General features: G+C 63.2%; 14 protein-coding genes. 10 read left to right on the forward strand and 4 right to left on the reverse strand.

Translation table 11 applies throughout. The features are described 5' to 3' along the window. Positions 1–33: 33 nt before the first annotated feature. Both NXT3_RS14730 and NXT3_RS14735 read right to left on the reverse strand, forming a co-directional pair. Positions 34–1,623, reverse strand: coding sequence for a DHA2 family efflux MFS transporter permease subunit (locus NXT3_RS14730; RefSeq protein WP_104839577.1), 1,590 nt, complete (start codon positions 1,621–1,623; stop codon positions 34–36). A gap of 21 nt (positions 1,624–1,644) precedes the next feature. Continuing rightward, positions 1,645–2,853 (reverse strand): HlyD family secretion protein, encoded by a 1,209-nt coding sequence (locus tag NXT3_RS14735; RefSeq protein WP_104839578.1) that lies wholly within the window; start codon positions 2,851–2,853, stop codon positions 1,645–1,647. A 254-nt stretch (positions 2,854–3,107) separates the two neighbouring features. Between NXT3_RS14735 and NXT3_RS14740 the strand changes: the two genes are divergently transcribed. After that, positions 3,108–3,803 (forward strand): TetR/AcrR family transcriptional regulator, encoded by a 696-nt coding sequence (locus tag NXT3_RS14740; RefSeq protein ID WP_097537887.1) that lies wholly within the window; start codon positions 3,108–3,110, stop codon positions 3,801–3,803. Here the strand turns inward: NXT3_RS14740 and NXT3_RS14745 are convergent. Continuing rightward, positions 3,800–4,156, reverse strand: coding sequence for a VOC family protein (locus NXT3_RS14745; RefSeq protein WP_104839579.1), 357 nt, complete (start codon positions 4,154–4,156; stop codon positions 3,800–3,802). The two genes, NXT3_RS14740 and NXT3_RS14745, sit on opposite strands and share 4 nt — an antisense overlap. A 167-nt stretch (positions 4,157–4,323) precedes the next feature. Between NXT3_RS14745 and NXT3_RS14750 the strand changes: the two genes are divergently transcribed. The 4 genes from NXT3_RS14750 to lysS all read left to right on the forward strand — a co-directional run bounded on the left by NXT3_RS14750 (position 4,324) and on the right by lysS (position 9,533). Beyond that, positions 4,324–5,163: an AraC family transcriptional regulator gene (locus NXT3_RS14750; RefSeq protein ID WP_037414326.1), complete on the forward strand. Its 840-nt coding sequence runs from the start codon at positions 4,324–4,326 to the stop codon at positions 5,161–5,163. 208 nt (positions 5,164–5,371) lie between these two features. Next, positions 5,372–6,127, forward strand: coding sequence for a TerC family protein (locus tag NXT3_RS14755; protein ID WP_037414324.1), 756 nt, complete (start codon positions 5,372–5,374; stop codon positions 6,125–6,127). A 440-nt stretch (positions 6,128–6,567) separates the two neighbouring features. Continuing rightward, a complete protein-coding gene (gltX, locus tag NXT3_RS14760; RefSeq protein ID WP_097537884.1) occupies positions 6,568–8,025 on the forward strand; it encodes a glutamate--tRNA ligase in 1,458 nt (485 codons plus the stop codon). 11 nt (positions 8,026–8,036) lie between these two features. Then, on the forward strand, positions 8,037–9,533 hold the full coding sequence (gene lysS / locus NXT3_RS14765; protein WP_097527615.1) for a lysine--tRNA ligase: 1,497 nt from the start codon (positions 8,037–8,039) through the stop codon (positions 9,531–9,533). Between the two features lie 83 nt (positions 9,534–9,616). Here the strand turns inward: lysS and NXT3_RS14770 are convergent, their stop codons facing one another. Next, positions 9,617–10,273 carry a hypothetical protein gene (locus NXT3_RS14770; protein ID WP_104839580.1) on the reverse strand — a complete coding sequence of 219 codons (657 nt, stop codon included), beginning with the start codon at positions 10,271–10,273 and terminating at the stop codon, positions 9,617–9,619. A gap of 167 nt (positions 10,274–10,440) precedes the next feature. Here NXT3_RS14770 and NXT3_RS14775 point away from each other — a divergent pair, with 167 nt between their 5' ends. The 5 genes from NXT3_RS14775 (at position 10,441) to NXT3_RS14795 (ending at position 18,225) form a co-directional block, all read left to right on the forward strand. Beyond that, positions 10,441–11,676 (forward strand): NAD(P)/FAD-dependent oxidoreductase, encoded by a 1,236-nt coding sequence (locus NXT3_RS14775; RefSeq protein ID WP_104839581.1) that lies wholly within the window; start codon positions 10,441–10,443, stop codon positions 11,674–11,676. Positions 11,677–11,785: 109 nt separating this feature from the next. After that, entirely contained in the window at positions 11,786–12,739 is a 954-nt protein-coding gene (locus NXT3_RS14780; RefSeq protein WP_104839582.1) for a nucleoside hydrolase, read from the forward strand. A gap of 78 nt (positions 12,740–12,817) precedes the next feature. Continuing rightward, a complete protein-coding gene (locus NXT3_RS14785; protein ID WP_037414312.1) occupies positions 12,818–13,828 on the forward strand; it encodes a ligase-associated DNA damage response exonuclease in 1,011 nt (336 codons plus the stop codon). A 3-nt stretch (positions 13,829–13,831) separates the two neighbouring features. Next, positions 13,832–15,445 carry a cisplatin damage response ATP-dependent DNA ligase gene (locus NXT3_RS14790; RefSeq protein ID WP_104839583.1) on the forward strand — a complete coding sequence of 538 codons (1,614 nt, stop codon included), beginning with the start codon at positions 13,832–13,834 and terminating at the stop codon, positions 15,443–15,445. Between the two features lie 113 nt (positions 15,446–15,558). Then, positions 15,559–18,225, forward strand: a complete 2,667-nt coding sequence (locus NXT3_RS14795) for a bifunctional diguanylate cyclase/phosphodiesterase (protein WP_104840009.1) — start codon at positions 15,559–15,561, stop codon at positions 18,223–18,225. Positions 18,226–18,406 lie beyond the last annotated feature (181 nt).

The following is an 18,406-nucleotide window of genomic DNA, read 5'->3' on the forward strand; positions in this document are numbered from 1 at the left end:
CTGGAGCAGAAAACCGGCTCTCGTTCTCCCGCCTCAGTGCCCGCCGCCTCCCGAGCCGGCGCCCTCCGGCTTCTTGATCATCAGCACGCCGAGCACCATCCCCAGGAACAGGACGGTCAAGATCAGGAACACGTCGATGAAGGACAGGATCACCGCCTGCTGCTGAACCATCTGGGCCAGTTGCTTGACGGCAGCGGTCGCGCCGTCGAGGCCGTAAGCGTCGAAGTTCGATGCTATGTTGTTCAACCGATCGACCGCCTCCGGACTGCCCCACTGGATATGCTCCGCCAGACGGGCATAGTGGAGATCCTGGCGCTGCGTCAGGATCGTGTTGATGATCGCCAGGCCTACGGCGCCGCCGAGGTTGCGCGTCAGGTTGAAGAGACCGGACGCGTTGCGGATGCGTGCCGGCGGCAGCGTGCCGAGCGCGATGTTGTTGATCGGCACCATGCAGAGCATCAGCGAGCAGCCGCGCAGGATCTGCGGGACGAGCAGTTCCCAGAAATCCCAATCCGCCGTCAGCTGGCTCATCGTCCAGGTGCCTGCCGCAAAGCCCGTGAACCCGATCGTCATCATCACCCGCGGGTCGAGCCTGCCGGCGAGGAAGCCCGCGACCGGCGCCGTCAGAAACATGGCGAGGCCGGAGACGAACATGGTCTCGCCGATCATCAGCGAATCATAGCCGCGGATGCGCCCGAGATAGAGCGGATAGAGATAGGTGAGGCCATAGAGGCCGATGCCCATCACGAAGGAGAACAGCGAGCCGAAGGTGAAATTTCGATTGGCGAAGGCGCGGAGATCGACCACCGGAAACTCGACTTTGAACGCCCGGTAGAAGAATATCGCGGCGGCGACAGCCGTGGCGACCGCCCCCATGACGATATGGTCGTCGTTGAACCAATCGTTGGCATTGCCTTCCTCGAGCACATATTCGAGCGAACCGAGGAAGACCGCCATCGAGAACAGCCCCCACCAGTCGAACTTCTTGATGAGGCCGAGTTCCGGTTCGTCGAAGTCGATGAAAATCCAGGTGAGCGTCGCGACGACGATGCCGGGAATGACGTTGACGAGGAACAGCCAGTGCCAGGAGAAGGCGTGGCTCAGATAGCCGCCGACAGTCGGGCCGATGGTCGGCGCGAGCGTGGCAATGAGGCCGATGATCGGCGACACGATGTTGCGCTTCGACGGCGGGAAGATCGTGAAGGCGGCCGCGAAGACCGACGGGATCATGCCGCCGCCGATGAAGCCCTGGATCGCCCGATAGACGATCATCTGGTCGATATTGGTGGCGGTTGCCGCTAACGCACTCGAGGCGGTGAAGCCGGCGGCGGCGACGGAGAAGAGCACGCGCGTCGAAACGATCCGCGCGAGCGTTCCCGACAGCGGGATCATAATGACTTCGGCAATCAGATAGGAGGTCTGCACCCAGCCGATCTCGTCCGATCCGGCGGAAAGTCCCGCCTGGATTTCGGCAAGCGAGGCCGAGACGATCTGGATGTCGAGGATCGCCATGAACATGCCGACGACCATCGCGAGAAACGCGATGAGCCGCCGCGGATCCATGCGCTCCTCTGCCCCGGCGCCGCCTGTCGCCGCCGGGCTCGCTGTTGCCGTCGAAGCCATGTCCGCTACTCCTTCGCGCGCTTACTTCGCCTCGGCGACCTTCGTGGCGTCCGGCGCCGTGCGGGTATCGACGTCGACGACGACGCTCAGCCCCGCCCTGAGGTTGCCTTTGGCGAGCGCATCGGCCGGGAGCGTGATCCGAACCGGCACGCGCTGGATGATCTTGGTAAAGTTGCCGGTGGCGTTTTCCGCCGGCAGCAGCGAGAAGACCGAGCCGGAGGCCGGCGAGATCGATACGACGGTGCCTTCGATCGTGTGCTCGTCATAGGCATCCACATGGACCTTAACCTTGGAGCCGGGGACCAGATGGGAGATCTGCGTTTCCTTGAAGTTGGCGTCGATATAGAGCTGGTCCACCGGCACGAGGGCCGCAAGCCGCTGCCCGGCCGAGACGAGGTCGCCGACCTGGACGGCGACATTGCCGATGACGCCGTCATAGGGCGCCTTGAGCACGGTGAAGCCGAGGTCGCGATTCGCCTTGTCGCGCGCCAGTTCCAGCGAACGGATCGTGCTTTCCGATTCCGCGCGCTGCGCTTGGAGCACGGTGATATTGGCCTTGGCGGCGGCGATATTTGCCTCCGCGCCGACGAGATTCGCATTCGCCTGGTCGAGCGCGACCTGGGCGCTGTCGCGCGAAGCGTCCGTTCCGAAGGCTTGCAGGTCGCTGGCGCGCTTCTGGGTCAGCTCGGCGCCGCGGACGGTCGCCTCGAAGGCCCTTTTCTGCGCCTCGGCCTGGTTCAGGCTCGCCTCCGCACCGGCGATCTGCGCGTCGAAACGGCTGAGCGCCAGCTTCTGCGTGGCGATCTGCGCCTCGGCCTGTTCCGCCGCGATCCGGTAATCGCCGTCCTCGAGCGTGACGAGCGGGTCGCCGGCCTTCACGTGCTGGTTGGCGACGACGTCGACCTTGGCAACATAACCGGAGACCTTCGGAGAGATCGTCGCGATGTCGCCCTCGATATAGGCATCGTCGGTCGAAACCATGAAGCGGCCATTGGTCCACCAGTCGTAGCCGTACCAGGCGCCGGCGGCGAGCAGCGCCAGCCCGATTGCCGGAAGGATCGGCTTGCGGCGTTTCTTGGCGGGAGCGGCAGCCTCAGCGGCCGAAGGCTCCGTCACCGCCGGCGCCTCTGCTGCGGGTGCCTTGGCCTCGGTGGTGGGAACTTCGACGGCCTCGAAATCGTCACCGACAGGACGGACGCGCGCGGCACTGGAGGTGCTGGAAGGGGACATGAGACACCTGTTTCGGCTAAATTAGCTAAATTGAACTGAACCGTTCGGTTCGATTAGCCTTGACATAATCCCTTTCGCAGCGCATATCAAGAGCAAATCGAACCGAGCGGTTCGAAACGCTTGCCGCGGGCTGAAATAAAAAATGCGGATCCAATTCCGCACCCGTTGCTTTTTATCGAAACGGTCACGCTAATGGGTTGGAGCGAGTTCTTAAATCCACCGTGATCTACAGGAGTGGAAACGTCCGGGTAATCATGACGTCAGCGAAAAGTGCACGGCAGGAAAGGTCCCTGCAGCCGGAACAGCAGCCTTCGAGCGGCGGCCGCCGCGTCGCCGGCGAGGATCCGGTCAAACGCGAGCAGATTCTCGAAGGCGCCAAGCGTGTCTTCATGCGCAGCAATTTCGATGCCGCCAGCATGAACGACATCACCCGCGAGGCAGGCGTATCTAAGGGCACGCTCTATGTCTACTTCGAGAACAAGGAAGATCTGTTCGAAGCCCTGATCGCGCGCGAACGCAGCCGCATCGTCAACAGCATCAAGCAGTCGCTGAACGACATCGAGCCCATCGAGGAAGCGCTACACGATTTCGCCGTCACGCTCGTTACCAGCATGACATCGGATTACACGATCCGGGCCATGCGGACCGTGCTCGGCGTGATCGATCGCATGCCGCGGCTGGCGCAGCGTTTCTTCACCGCAACGCCCGAAAACGGCTACACGGTGCTGAAGGCCTATCTCGACCAGCAGAAAGCGGCAGGCAGGCTGTCGATCGACGATACGGAACTGGCCGCCAAGCAGTTCATAGAACTCTGTATGGCCGGCCTGTTCAAGGGCCGTCTCTTCGGGATGTGTGAAGCGGTTCCGCCCGAACAGATCGAAAAGAACGTCGCCTCGGCCATCCGTGTTTTCATGGCCGCCTACGGGCAGCGCGCTGATCAGAAATCTTAAGCCGGGCTGCACATCTGCAGGCGATTGCCGAAGGGATCGTAGAAGCTCGCAAAGGTGACGAAGCCGGGAAAGACCTGCGCATCCTCGCACCGGACACCGCGGCGCCGCAGCTCCTCGACATTTAAGACGAGCGTCGTCCCCGTCGAGGGCGTCCAGCCGCTCTCCGCCAACGTCACCGAAACGTTGCCGTCCACGCCGCCGGCGGAGAATTCGATCCAGCCCGCTTCGGGCAGATCGTAGAGCGGCGGCCCGAATCCGAGCACCTCCCCATAGAACGCGCGGGCACCATCAAGGTCGGTCACCGAAATCGAGACCACATTGATGCCACGAAAGAGAGGACCGGTCGTTGCCATGACGGCGGATGTAGGACGCGGACCCCGTTCGTCCAGCCTGCACAATCGGGAAATCCAGAAGGCGAATTTGCCGTCGGCAGGCGGTGCCGATTAAAATCCAGCAACCGCGATCAAACGCGTCCTCCTATAAATCCGTAAGAGCTAGGTCGCTTGCCACGGGAGTGAACATGAGTGCCATCGGACGGGCGATCTGGTTCATCGAAAGCCATTTCGCCAAGGATATCTCACTGGAGCGGATTGCCGACGCCGCCGGCCTGTCGCGCTATCATCTATCACGCGTCTTTGGCCTCGCGACCGGCCATTCGATCAGTGCCTATATCCGCGGACGCCGCCTGAGTTCGGCGGCGCTTCGCCTTGCCGACGGCAACTCCACCATTCTCGAGGCGGCCCTCGACGCGGGCTATGGCTCGCACGAGGCATTCACCCGCGCCTTTCGCGAGCAATTCGGGGTCACGCCCGAGTCGGTGCGCAAGCAGAGGCATGTCTGCAATATCGAACTTGTGGAGCCCATCAGGATGGACGATACGCGCAATCAGAAGATCGAACCGCCGCGCTTCGAGGAGGGCCCTGCCCTGCTCCTCGCCGGCCTTGAAGAAACCTATGCCTACGATCGCACCGAAGGCATTCCCTCGCTCTGGCAGCGCTTCAATAGCCACTTCGGTCATATTCCGGGCCAGCGCGGCAACGTCGCCTATGGCGTCTGCACCCATTCGGATGCTGGAGCCGGAAGCTTCCGCTACATGGCGGCCGTCGAAGTCGCGGATGCGGACGGACTGCCGAACGGGTTTTCGACCCTGAAGCTGCCGAAGCAGCGCTATGCGGTGTTCCTGCATCGCGGCCACATCTCGGCGATCTCGGCCACTGCCCATCACATCTTCGCAACCTGGTTTCCGCAGTCTGGACTCGAGCACGGCGAAACGCCCGATCTCATGGAACGCTACGACGAGCGGTTCGACCCGGATTCCGGCATGGGCGTCGTCGAGATGTGGGTTCCGATAAAACAGTAAACGGTAAAACGCTGCCGCAAAGTCGCGGCAGCGCTTGCTACTTCGGCACTACTCCTTAAATACTGCGGCGAACTTGGCGCCACGAGGCGCCCTGGAGGGGAAGATGCGCTCGCATTCCGCTCCGGTTTGTTGGGACCGGTCACCGCCACTGACGTTGGGTCGGACGACGCGACATCAGTGATCGTCATTTAGAAGGAAGAGTTCGCCGATGCAGGAAATCCTCACGCTCGCTCAAAGCCCGGAGGCTTGGGTCGCTCTCATTACGCTGATTGTGATGGAAGTGGTCCTCGGCATCGACAACCTGATCTTCATCTCGATTCTGACCAACAAGCTGCCCGCCGAGAACCGCGTCAGCGCCCGGCGCATCGGTATCGGCCTCGCGCTTATCATGCGCCTTGGGCTGCTCGGCACGATCGCCTGGATCGTGCAACTCACAGAGCCGGTCTTCGAGGCCTTTGGCCATGGCTTCTCCTGGAAGGACATGATCCTGATCGCCGGCGGCCTTTTCCTGGTCTGGAAGGCGACGAAGGAGATCCACCACAATGTCGATCCGAGCGACCATGACGAGGATTTCATCGCGAGCTCGGCGATCAACGGTTTCACGGCGGCGATCGGCCAGATCCTGCTGCTCGATCTCGTCTTCTCCGTCGACAGCATCATCACCGCCGTCGGCATGACCCCTCACCTGCCCATCATGGTCATCGCCGTCGTCGTCGCCGTAACCGTGATGCTGGTTGCAGCCAACCCGCTCGCCAACTTCATCGAACGGAACCCGACGATCGTCATGCTGGCGCTTGCCTTCCTGCTGATGATCGGCACGACGCTGATTGCCGAAGGCATGGGCTTCCACGTGCCGAAGGGCTACGTCTATGCCGCCATGGCCTTCTCGGCGCTGGTTGAAATCCTCAACATGATCGCCCGCAACGCGCGCCTAAAAAAGCAGCAGGCCACGAAGCTGCATTAAGCTTGCAATCGACGAAGACGACAAAGAGGCCCGCATCCGTCGGATGCGGGCCTCTTGCTGCGGGAGGGAGGCGAGGATGCGAGCTGGACAGGTCAAGAGCTCGCCTGCCGTTTCGTTGGCCACGGGAAGAAACCGGCAAAATTCCCATGTTCTCCTGGTCTGTCGCGTCCGGTTGCCACAGTCCGCGTCCTCGTAGCGGATAACGCAGCCACGCCGCTAGCGTTCCAATCCCTGTTCGGGGGAGAGGCGATTGGACCGCGCGCTTCCTCTTTCCGTTGACATCAGGGGCTTTCTATGGTCTCACCCCTGCCGACTGGAATTGCCCGCCGATACCGCTCAAGCGGCACCCTTGCGGGCCTTCCTTCCCATAAAATACGCGCCCGTCAGCTGGTAGGCACTCCGGCCAAGGGCTCAAGAGCACGTCAAGACGGGCAAAGACCATGGCAGATTCTGCAGTCCGGGTACGCATCGCACCCTCCCCCACCGGCGAACCGCATGTCGGCACCGCCTATATCGCGCTGTTCAACTACCTCTTTGCGAAGAAGCACGGCGGCGAATTCATCCTGCGCATCGAGGATACCGACGCGACGCGCTCGACGCCGGAATTCGAGAAGAAGGTGCTCGATGCGCTGAAATGGTGCGGGCTCACATGGTCGGAAGGTCCGGATATCGGCGGCCCCTACGGCCCCTATCGCCAGAGCGACCGCAAGGACCTCTACAAGCCCTATGTCGAGAAAATCGTCGAGAACGGCCACGGCTTCCGCTGCTTCTGCACGCCCGAGCGGCTGGAGCAGATGCGCGAGGCACAGCGCGCCGCCGGCAAGCCGCCGAAGTATGACGGCCTGTGCCTGAGCCTGTCGGCCGAGGAAGTCACCTCCCGCGTCGCCGCCGGCGAGCCGCATGTCGTGCGCATGAAGATCCCGACCGAGGGCTCCTGCAAGTTCCACGACGGCGTCTATGGCGATGTCGAGATCCCGTGGGATGCGGTCGACATGCAGGTGCTGCTCAAGGCAGACGGCATGCCGACCTATCATATGGCGAATGTCGTTGACGATCATATGATGAAGATCACCCATGTCGCGCGCGGCGAGGAGTGGCTCGCCTCGGTGCCGAAGCACATCCTGATCTATCAGTATCTAGGCCTCGAGCCGCCGAAGTTCATGCATCTGTCGCTCATGCGCAATGCCGACAAGTCGAAGCTGTCGAAGCGCAAGAACCCGACCTCGATCTCCTATTACACGGCGCTCGGCTATCTTCCGGAAGCGCTGATGAACTTCCTCGGCCTGTTCTTCATCCAGATCGCCGAGGGCGAAGAACTGCTGACGATCGAGGAACTGGCGGACAAGTTCGACCCGGAAAACCTGTCGAAGGCCGGCGCGATCTTCGACATTCAGAAGCTCGATTGGCTGAACGCCCGCTGGATCCGCGAGAAGCTCTCGGAAGACGAGTTTGCCGCGCGAGTCTTCGCCTGGGCGTCCGAAAACGAACGTCTCAAGGAGGGCCTGAAGCTCTCGCAGTCGCGCATCTCGAAGCTCGGCGAGCTGCCGGATCTGGCCGCCTTCCTCTTCAAGTCCGATCTCGGCCTGCAGCCGGCCGCCTTTGCCGGCGTGAAGGCCTCGCCCGAGGAGATGCTCGAAGTCCTCAACACCGTTCAGCCGGACCTCGAAAAGATCCTCGAATGGAACAAGGAGTCCATTGAGGCCGAACTGCGCGCCAGCGCCGAGCGGATGGGCAAGAAGCTCAAGGCCGTCGTCTCGCCGCTCTTCGTCGCCGTCTCCGGTTCGCAGCGTTCGCTGCCGCTCTTCGACTCGATGGAGCTGCTCGGCCGTGCTGTGGTGCGCCAGCGGCTCAAGGTGGCGGCACAGGTGGTCGCCTCCATGGTTGGCAGCGGAAAGTAAGGACGATAACCATGAACGAGAAGACAGAAACCGCCGGCCTTTCCTCCGACGCGACCGAAGTGCGCGCCCAGAAGCTCGACCTCTTGCGCACGCAGATCGGCGACGTCTATCCGGCGCATTTCCACCGCACGCTCACCAATGCGGAGCTCGCCGAAAAATATGCCGGGCTCGAGCCGGACACGGAAAGCGGCGACCTGGTGACGGTCGCCGGCCGCGTCTTCTCCTCGCGCAATTCCGGCATGTTCATGGACATCCATGACGCCTCGGGCAAGATCCAGATCTTCTCGCACAAGGACACGGCGCCGGAGGAGGCGCGCGCGCTGCTGCCGATGATCGATCTCGGGGACATCGTCGGCGTCACCGGCGAGGTGCGCCGCACCAAGCGCGGCGAGCTGACGGTGAACGCCAAGGAAATCACCATGCTCTGCAAGTCGCTCCTGCCGATGCCGGAGAAGTATCACGGGCTTGCCGACATCGAGACGCGCTACCGCAAGCGCTACCTCGACATCATGGTCAACGAAGAATCGAAGCTGCGCTTCCAGCAGCGAAGCCGCATCGTCTCCGGCATTCGCCGCTTCCTTGAGGACGAAGGTTTCATGGAAGTCGAGACGCCGATGCTGCAGCCGATCTATGGCGGCGCCACGGCCGAGCCTTTCAAGACGCATCACAACACGCTGAAGCTCGACATGTATCTGCGCATCGCGCCCGAGCTTTACCTGAAGCGCGTGCTCGTTTCCGGGCTCACCGACAAGGTCTTCGAGATCAACCGCAACTTCCGCAACGAAGGCGTCTCCACCCGGCACAATCCGGAATTCACCATGATGGAGTGCTATTGGGCCTATGCGGACTACGAGGACATGATGGGCCTCGTCGAGCGCATGTTCGAAAAGCTCGCCCTCGCCGTCCACGGCAAGACCGAGTTCGAATTCGGCGACAAGCAGCTCTCCTTCAAGGGTCCCTTCCCGCGCGTCTCCATGCCGGAGGCCGTCAAGGACGCGACCGGCATCGATTTCCTTGCGATCCGGAGCGACGAGGAAGCCCGCCAGGCGGCCCGCAATGCCGGGATCGAGGTCGAGAAGGATGCGACCTGGGGCGAAGTGCTCGCCTTCATCTTCGAGGAGAAGGTCGAAGCGACGCTTATCCAGCCGGCCCACGTCATTCATTTCCCGAAGGATATCTCGCCCTTCGCCAAGGAGGTGCCGGGCGAGCCGCGGCTCGTCGAGCGCTTCGAGACCTATTGCAACGGCTGGGAGATCGGGAACGCCTTCTCCGAGCTCAACGACCCGGTCGAACAGCGCGCCCGCATGGTCGAGCAGATGGAACAGGCCCACGCCCGCGGCGAAAAGGAAAAGACGCTCGACGAGGACTTCCTCGACGCGATGGACCAGGGCATGCCGCCCGCCGGCGGCTTAGGCATCGGCGTCGACCGGCTGATCATGCTGCTCACCAACTCGCCGTCGATCCGCGACATCATTCTCTTCCCGGCCCGGCGCCACAAGGCCGATTGAGCTGATAAGCAGATGCCGGACAGCATTGAGCCCATCGCGTTAGCGGTGGGCTTTTCCTTTGATGGGGAAGTTTTGCGGGCGGCTCAATGCCCGCCATGCGCCTCGGCAGTCTTGGCCGGATGCTCGCTCGCTTCCGACACGGCCGGAGCCTCCGCGCCTTCCGCGTCGGCCGCAACCGGATCGATGCAGGGCGAGTGATCGTCCATCTTGGCCATAATGGCACGAACCTCGTCGAGACCGAGGCTCACGAGCTTGCCATGGAACATGCCGCCCGGATTGGCCGTGCCGTCGTTGTAGGAAGCACGGAACGGTTCGTCCATGCCCTTCACACTCTGCGGACCGGGCGCGAAAAGCACTTCGGCACCGATCGCGGCACCACGCGCCGCAGCGCGCTCCTCCGGACCTGCCGTATCGAGCACGACGACCTGGTAGAGGTCGGCCTTTTCCTTCTTTGCGAGTGCGCCGACGACGCGTAGCGCCGTGCGGACGCGCTCCGGGCCAGCCGCGCTGTCGGTCTTCACATGCATGCGGATCCAGCGCTGGCCGCGGTGGTCGAGCTTCAGCGTCCGAAGCGCCGTGCATTCGAGACCGGAAGCGGAAGGCTCCGAGAGCCGCGCGACGAGCCTGTCGCGCCCCACATAGACGGCGGCACCGCCGGACGCGGCCGAAACGGCAAAGGCCGCGGCAAGGATGACCACGAGCCGCTTCGAAGGGCGCAGTTTACTCAAAATAGCCTTCACAGGCGGCTCCGCTGCGGACGCAAATACAAGAAAAGCCAGAACGCCTCTGAAGATAGGCGAAACACCCTTTCGGAAAGTTTAAGCGGACGGATGCAGGACACTTGCTCTCCTGCCCGTCATCACTAAAAACGAAGCGTCATTTCTTGATTTTGAGGACGGGGGAGATCATGGCGCGCATCGGAATCGTCGGAGCGGGTATCATCGGCTGCGCCTCGGCGGTCCATCTGATCGCCGAAGGTCACGCGGTCACCGTGTTCGAAAAGGACGTCGACGGCCTGCCTGCCTCCGTCGGCAACGCCGGCATCCTCGCGGTTCCGGAGATCGATCCGATGGCCCGCCCCGAAATGCTGTTCGCAGCCCCGAAATGGCTGATCGACCCGCTCGGACCCCTGACGCTGCGCTGGCAGGATCTGACGGCCTTGACGCCATGGCTCTTGCATTTGCTTCTTGCGGCTCGGCCCGCCCAGGTGGAACGCTCCCGTCGGGCCCTGCTCGGCCTGATGCGTGAAGCTCTCGCCGCGCATCAGGCAATGACGAGGCTCTGCGGCATTTCCGGCCATATGAAACCGACCGGGGCGCTGACGATCTTCGACAGCGAGACTGCCCTCGAGGCCGCGTTCCGGCACGAGCAGGCGACCGCCCGGCTGCTCGGCTTTGCCGTCGAACGCCTCGACGCCCGCGCCGCCCGCGGCCGCGTCCCCGCGCTAGAGGGCGCCTTCGCCGGCGGCGTCTTCAGCAGCGGATACCAGACGTTTCCCGATCCGCTCAAACTGCTGCGCGATCTGCAACACCATGTCAGGCAACAGGGCACGCTCGTCGAAGCCGGCGTCGAGGCCGTGCAGCCAAGCACCGAGGGGATCACCATAGTCGCCGACAACGGCGACCGGCAGGCCTTCGACAAGGTGGTGATCGCCGCCGGCGTGTGGTCACGCACCCTCGTCCGCAAGCTTGGGCTGAAGGTGCTGTTGGAAACGGAGCGCGGCTACAACACCACCTTCGCTGATCCACCGGTGACGCTGGAAATGCCGATCTTCTTTGCCGAGCACGGCTTCGTGGCGACCCCGCTTGCCAACGCCCTGCGCATCGGCGGTGCGGTTGAACTGGCGCGGCCGGAGGCGCCGCCGAACTATGCGCGCGCCGCCGCCATGCGCCGGAAGATGCGCCGTTATGTGCCGGCTCTGCCGGAGAGCGGCGGCAAGGAATGGATGGGCAGGCGCCCTTCGACACCGGATTCGGTGCCGGTCATCAGCCTTCATCCGTCCGATCCCCGCATCGCCATGGCCTTCGGCCACGGCCATCTCGGCCTGACGCTCTCGGCGATCACCGGCGCAAGGATCGCCGCCCTCCTTTCCAACCGGGCCGGCACCGACCTCGAACCCTTCAGCATCCGCCGCTTTCAATAAGCTGAGCGAAATCGATCGATTGACTTTCGCCCGCAGCTTGTCCATTGCCGCCAGCACGCAGGACCAGGTTCAGGCAAATGGGCCCGATATCCCCAAGAAGGAAGACGCTATGCACAAGGTTATTTTCGATACGGATCCCGGCGTCGACGACGCCATGGCGCTTCTCTTCCTGCACCGGCACCCGGAAATCGACCTCATCGGCATCACCTCGGTGTTCGGCAATGCCTCCATCGAGACGACGACGCGCAACGCGCTCTTTCTCAAGCAGGCCTGGGGAATTGCAGCCCCGGTCGCCAAGGGCCTCGGCGAGATGTTCAATCCCGACCGGCCGCATGTCGATTGGCCGACCGGCATCCACGGCCACGATGGCCTCGGCAATATCGACGTGCCGGACGTGATCGACCTGCCGCTCGACCCCCGGCCGGCCCATCGCTTTATCATCGACACGGTGCGCGCCAATCCCGGTGAGGTGACGCTCGTGGCCGTCGGCCGCATGACCAATCTGGCACGTGCGCTGCGCGAAGACCCGGATATTGCCGGCCTCGTCAAGGCCGTGGTGATCATGGGCGGCGCCTTCGACGTTCCCGGCAACATCACCCCGGCCGCCGAGGCCAATATCCATGGAGACCCGGAGGCGGCCGACGCGGTGATGACTGCACAATGGCCGGTGGCGGTGATCGGCCTCGACGTGACGTCGCAAACGGTGATGACCCGCGCCACGCTCGCCGACATCGCCGAACGTGGCGGCAAGGCGGCAAAACTCCTCGCCGACATTTCGCAGTTCTACATCGTCTTCTACGAGCAGCATGTCGATGACGGCATGGTCGTGCACGACAGCTGCGCCTGCGCCTATGTCGTCGCCCCGGATCTGTTCCGCACCCGCAGCGGGCCGATCCGCGTGCTCTGCGGCGGCATCGCCGACGGCCAGACGATCCAGAAGCCGGACGGGCGGCTTTTCCCGCCGAATGCCTGGGACAATCTGCCGAGCCAAAAGGCCTGCATCGGCATCGATGCCGAGGCGGTGCTGAAGCTGATCGGCGATACGCTGGCGCACGGTCGATAGCCCTCGGTCTTTCTCAGCCGACGAAAAACTTGCGGCGAATAGCTGGCAGACCGTCGACCGCCAGCTATCTTTGTCTGCATGAAGCCGGAATCATTGCTCTATCCCGCTCCGAAGGGACTCTATTGCGAGAAGGGAAACTTCTACATCGATCCGGTTCAGCCGGTCGAAAGGGCGCTGATCACCCATGGCCATTCCGATCATGCCCGCGCCGGACATGGCCGCGTGCTTGCGACACGCGAAACGCTCGACATCATGCGCATCCGCTACGGCGACGGCTTTTGCGGTGAAAGCGAAATCGCCCGGCTCGGCGAAACGATCGCGATCGACGGCGTCCGGGTCTGCTTTCATCCGGCCGGCCATGTGCTCGGCTCGGCGCAAATTTCGGTTGAGGCGGGTGGGAAGCGGATCGTCGTTTCGGGCGACTACAAGCGGCGGCCCGACCCGACCTGCCCCACTTTCGAGCCCGTCCCCTGCGATGTCTTCATTACCGAGGCGACCTTCGGCCTGCCGGTCTTCCACCATCCGGACGACCGGGCGGAGACCGCCCGGCTTCTTGCATCGCTGAAGCAATTTCCCGAACGTGCCCATGTCGTCGGCGCTTACGCGCTCGGCAAGGCGCAACGGGTGATCGCGCTACTTCGCCAGCAAGGCTACGACGAACCGATCCATATCCACGGCGCGCTTGCCAAGCTCTGCGAATATTACCAGGCCGAGGGTATCGACCTCGGCGATATCCGGCCGGCCACCCTTGCCGGCGACAAGAGGCCGGATTTCGCCGGCGGGATCGTCATCGGCCCGCCTTCAGCCTTTGCCGACCGCTGGGCGCGACGCTTCGCCGAGCCCGTCGCCGTCTTTGCTTCAGGTTGGATGCTCATTCGCCAGCGCGCCAAGCAGCGCGGCGTCGAACTGCCGCTCGTCATCTCCGACCATTGCGACTGGGCCGAACTGACCGGCACCATACGCGAGATCGCCCCGGCCGAAGTCTGGGTGACGCATGGCCGTGAGGAAGCCCTGGTGCGCTGGTGCGAATTGCAGGGCATTCCGGCGCGACCGCTGCATCTCGTCGGCTACGACGACGAGGGGGAGTGACGGATGAAAGCCTTCGCCGAACTGCTCGGCCGCCTCGTCCTGACGCCGCAGCGAAACGCCAAGATCAGGCTGCTTGCCGACTATTTCCGCAGCACCCCCGATCCAAGCCGCGGCTATGCACTCGCGGCGATCGGCGGCACGCTTTCATTCAACACGGTGAAGCCTGCCTTGATCCGCGACCTCTTGCTCGAGCGTATGGACGAGGTGCTGTTCCATTATTCCTATGACTATGTCGGCGATCTCGCCGAGACGGTGTCGCTGGCCTGGGAACCGCAGGCGGGAGTCGTTCCCGAGGACATTCCGCTTGGCGAGGTCGTCGAACGGCTTCAGCGGGCGGGACGTTCCGAGGTACGCTCGCTCGTCCGCGACATGCTCGACCGGCTCGACACCGCCGGCCGTTTCGCCTTTCTGAAGCTCGTCACCGGGGGTTTACGGATCGGCGTCTCGGCGCGGCTCGCCAAGCAGGCGCTCGCCGACCTGGGCGGCAGGGACATCGCCGAGATCGAAACCTTGTGGCACGGGCTTTCGCCGCCTTACCTGCCGCTCTTTCTGTGGCTTTCCGGCGAAGCGGAGATGCCCGTTCTCACCACGCCGGCCGTCTTTCACTCGGTGATGCTCGCGACGCCGATCGGCGAGGGCGATCTAGAAGGACTGGATCCGGCCGACTTCGCCGCCGAATGGAAATGGGACGGCATCCGCGTCCAGCTCGCCAATATCGGCGGGGTGCGGCGTCTCTATTCCCGCAGCGGCGACGAAATATCCGGCGCTTTCCCGGAGATCATCGAGGCCGCCGACATTGCCGGCGTGATCGACGGCGAGCTGCTGGTCGGCGGAACGATGCGCACCAATCGCGCCACCGCCACGTTCGGGGACCTGCAGCAGCGGCTGAATAGAAAGTCCGTCAACCGCAAGCTGCTCGAGGACTATCCCGCGTTTATTCGCGGTTACGATATCCTCTTTTCGGGTGAACGCGACATGCGGCCCGAACCTTTCCACGTCCGCCGCCAAGCCCTGACGGCCTTGATCGAAGCCGCTTCGCCACAGCACTTCGACCTGTCGCCGCTTGTTCCCTTTTCTACCTGGGAGGAACTGGACCGGCTGCGCTCGGAGCCACCGGATCCGGTCATCGAGGGGATCATGCTGAAGCGGCTCGACTCGCCCTATCTGGCCGGGCGGATGAAAGGCCCGTGGTTCAAGTGGAAACGCGCGCCCTTCAACATCGACGCGGTGCTGATGTACGCCCAGCGCGGCCACGGCAAGCGCTCGAGCTACTATTCGGATTTCACCTTCGGCGTCTGGGCGGAGGCAGAAGGCGGCATGGCCCTGGTTCCCGTCGGCAAGGCCTATTTCGGCTTTACCGATGCCGAACTGGAGATACTCGACCGCTATGTGCGCGACAACACGGTCGAGCGCTTCGGCCCGGTGCGCGCGGTCCGCGCCGAACCGGACGCCGGCTTTGTCGTCGAAGTGGCCTTCGAAGGGCTGAACCGCTCGACCCGCCACAAATCGGGTGTCGCCATGCGTTTCCCGCGCATCGCTCGGCTGAGACCAGACAAACTGCCGCGGGAGGCCGACAGGCTGGAGACGCTGCAGGCGATGCTCGGCCTGAAAGGTTAGAACCGCGGTTTCCCGCCCTCGCCTATTTCAGCGGTTCCGAATGAAGAATTATTAAGGAGAGTTTGGAATATTCGGGCTGTCTGTCTCGCCGTCCGCATTCGCAGGGTCGTCTTGTGGCAAAAATAAACGGTCAATATTTCAGGAAATACCGGCTCTCGCGGATTCTGACGCTCAATTACGTCCCGGCGCTGATCGCCACCTTCGTCGTGCTGATTGCCGGGATTCTCGCCGACAATCAGAACCAGGTCGTTTTCGAAGCACGTCTGCGCTCCGAGGTGGCGGACGAACTCAATCCGATACGCTCGCGCCTGGAGAGCAGCGTCAACGGCAATATCCAGCTCGTTCGCGGCCTGATCGGCACGATTGCAACCGAGCCCGACATGCACCAGCAGCGCTTCAGCGAACTTGCGCAGAGCATCTTCAGCGAGCGCTCGCAACTGCGCAACCTCGCCGCAGCGCCCAATCTCATCGTCTCGATGGTCTACCCGCTGGCGGGCAACGAGAAGGCGATCGGCCTGAACTACCGCAACAACGACAAGCAACGCAAGTCCGTCATGCGTGTGGTGGCAAGCGGGAAGATGGTGCTTGCCGGGCCGGTCGATCTCGTCCAGGGCGGACGCGGATTGATCGGCCGCTTTCCGGTGACGGCCAATGCCGGCGGCGGCAAGCGCTTCTGGGGCCTGGTGTCAGCGGTCATCGACATCGACCAGCTCTATCGCGACAGTGGCCTCGTCTCCTCGGCCCTCGGTATCGACATCGCCATTGCTGGCCGTGACGGTCAGGGACGCGATGGCGCGATTTTCTTCGGCGATCCGGCGATCTTCGGAAAGGCGCCGGTGGAGGTGGACGTGACGCTGCCGGGCGGCTCCTGGCGGATGGCGGCGATACCGAAGGGCGGATGGCCGCCGACGCCGGACAATGCCCTGCAGGTCCGCCTCCTGATCATGCTCGGGGGCCTGATGATCGTCGTTCCGATGATCATCACGGGTTATCTGACGACGGAACGCCAGCGAAATATCCGCGCCCTGCGGCAGAGCAAAGATCAACTGCTCGAACTTTCGCATCGCCTGAAGATTGCGCTCGACACGTCCAAGATCGGCATCTGGGAACTCGATATCGACACCGGCAAGCTGCTGTGGGACAACCGCATGAAGGAGCTCTACGGCGTCGGCCCCTCTATCCGCGAAACCTTCGACGACTGGAAAGAGGCGCTGCATCCCGACGATCTTCCCCGCGCCAAGGCGGAATACGCCAAGACGGTCGCAAGCGGCGGCGCCTATAATTCCGAATTCCGCATTCGTCTGCCCGGCGGCGACATCCGATACATCCGCGCCAGCGGCTCGGTTCACATCGGCGCCGGCGGCAGCCGCAAGATCATCGGCGTCAACTGGGACGTGACGGCCGACATCGAAACGCGGGCAAGACTCTCGGAAGCCAAGCGCCTCGCCGAGGCGCATAGCGCCGAACTGGAGGCGGCGCGGCACCGGATGGAATTCAACGCGCTGCACGACCCGCTGACAGGACTCCCGAACCGACGCTTCCTCGACCAGATCCTTGGCGACCGGACGCGGCACTTCGACGCCAAGGACAGGATCAGCATCTTCCATATCGATCTCGACCGTTTCAAGCAGATCAACGACACCATGGGCCATGCTGCGGGCGACGAGATTCTCAGGCACGCCGCCGGACTGCTGCGCTCGAGCGCGCAGGAGAACGACTTCGTCGCGCGGATCGGTGGCGACGAGTTCGTCATCATTCGTGCCGGCGGCAACGCCGAGGAAGATGCGGCGCTCGCCTCGGGCATCATCGAGGCGATGAGCACGCCAGTTCGCTACAAGGACCAGGAATGCCGCATCGGCGTCAGCATCGGCATCGCCGCCCAGGCCGCCGCGACCGACGAGCTCGCCCACATCCTCGTCAATGCCGACATCGCCCTCTACGAGGCGAAGAGGCGCGGCCGCAACCGGCACGAAACCTTCACCGGCGCGCTCAAGACCGCCGTGTTCCAGACGAAGCAGACGGCCGATGAGATCCTTCGCGGTCTTGCGCAGAACGAATTCGTCGCCCATTTCCAGCCGCAATTTTGCCCGGCGACGCTGGAGGTCATCGGCGTCGAAGCGCTGGCGCGATGGGATCATCCGACCAAGGGGCTGATCGGGCCGCATGACTTCCTGAAGACAGCCGAGGACATCAACGTGGTCGCAGCCATCGACCAGGCGATCCTCGAACAGGCGCTGTTCCAGATCTGCCGCTGGGAGGCAAACGGCATCCGCATCCCCAAGGTGTCGGTCAATCTTTCCTATTCGCGCCTGCGCGACGAGGGGCTGATCGAGCGGCTGGAGCAGATGCGGATACCCGAGGGCCGGCTTTCCTTCGAACTGCTCGAATCGATCTCTTTCGACGAGAACGACACGACGCTGCTGTCGAACATCAGACGCATCAAAGAACTCGGCATCGACATAGAGATCGACGATTTCGGCACCGGCTACGCCTCCATCCTCAGCCTGTTGAAGCTGACGCCGCGCCGCCTGAAGATCGACCGGCAACTGGTGCTGCCCATTCTCGTGTCACCCCAGGAGCGCCGGCTGGTCGAATCGATCATCGATATCGGCACCTCGCTCGGCATAGAAGTGATTGCCGAGGGCGTCGAGACGCTCGAACACGCCGCCATCCTCAAACAACTCGGCTGCCACGGGCTGCAGGGCTATGCCTTCGCCCGGCCGATGAGCGCCAACGATCTCGCGGCCTTCGTCTTCGAGCGGAAGTGGCGCGCCGCCTAGGGCTCCCTCGGAAACGCGGCGCTCTGCTCCGGGGCATTTGTCTCGCCGGACGGCCGTGTTTTTCTCTGCCGGAAGGCTTGGCAGTAGAGCGCAAAAAAGTCATAAAAACATATGCCTCTGCCGCTTCGCGGATCATCCGGGCATGCCTGGTGACCGTTGCTTCGGCGGCCGTCCCATCGGA

The sequence above is a fragment of the Sinorhizobium fredii genome, from assembly GCF_002944405.1.
GTDB classification, from domain to species: Bacteria; Pseudomonadota; Alphaproteobacteria; order Rhizobiales; family Rhizobiaceae; genus Sinorhizobium; species Sinorhizobium fredii_C.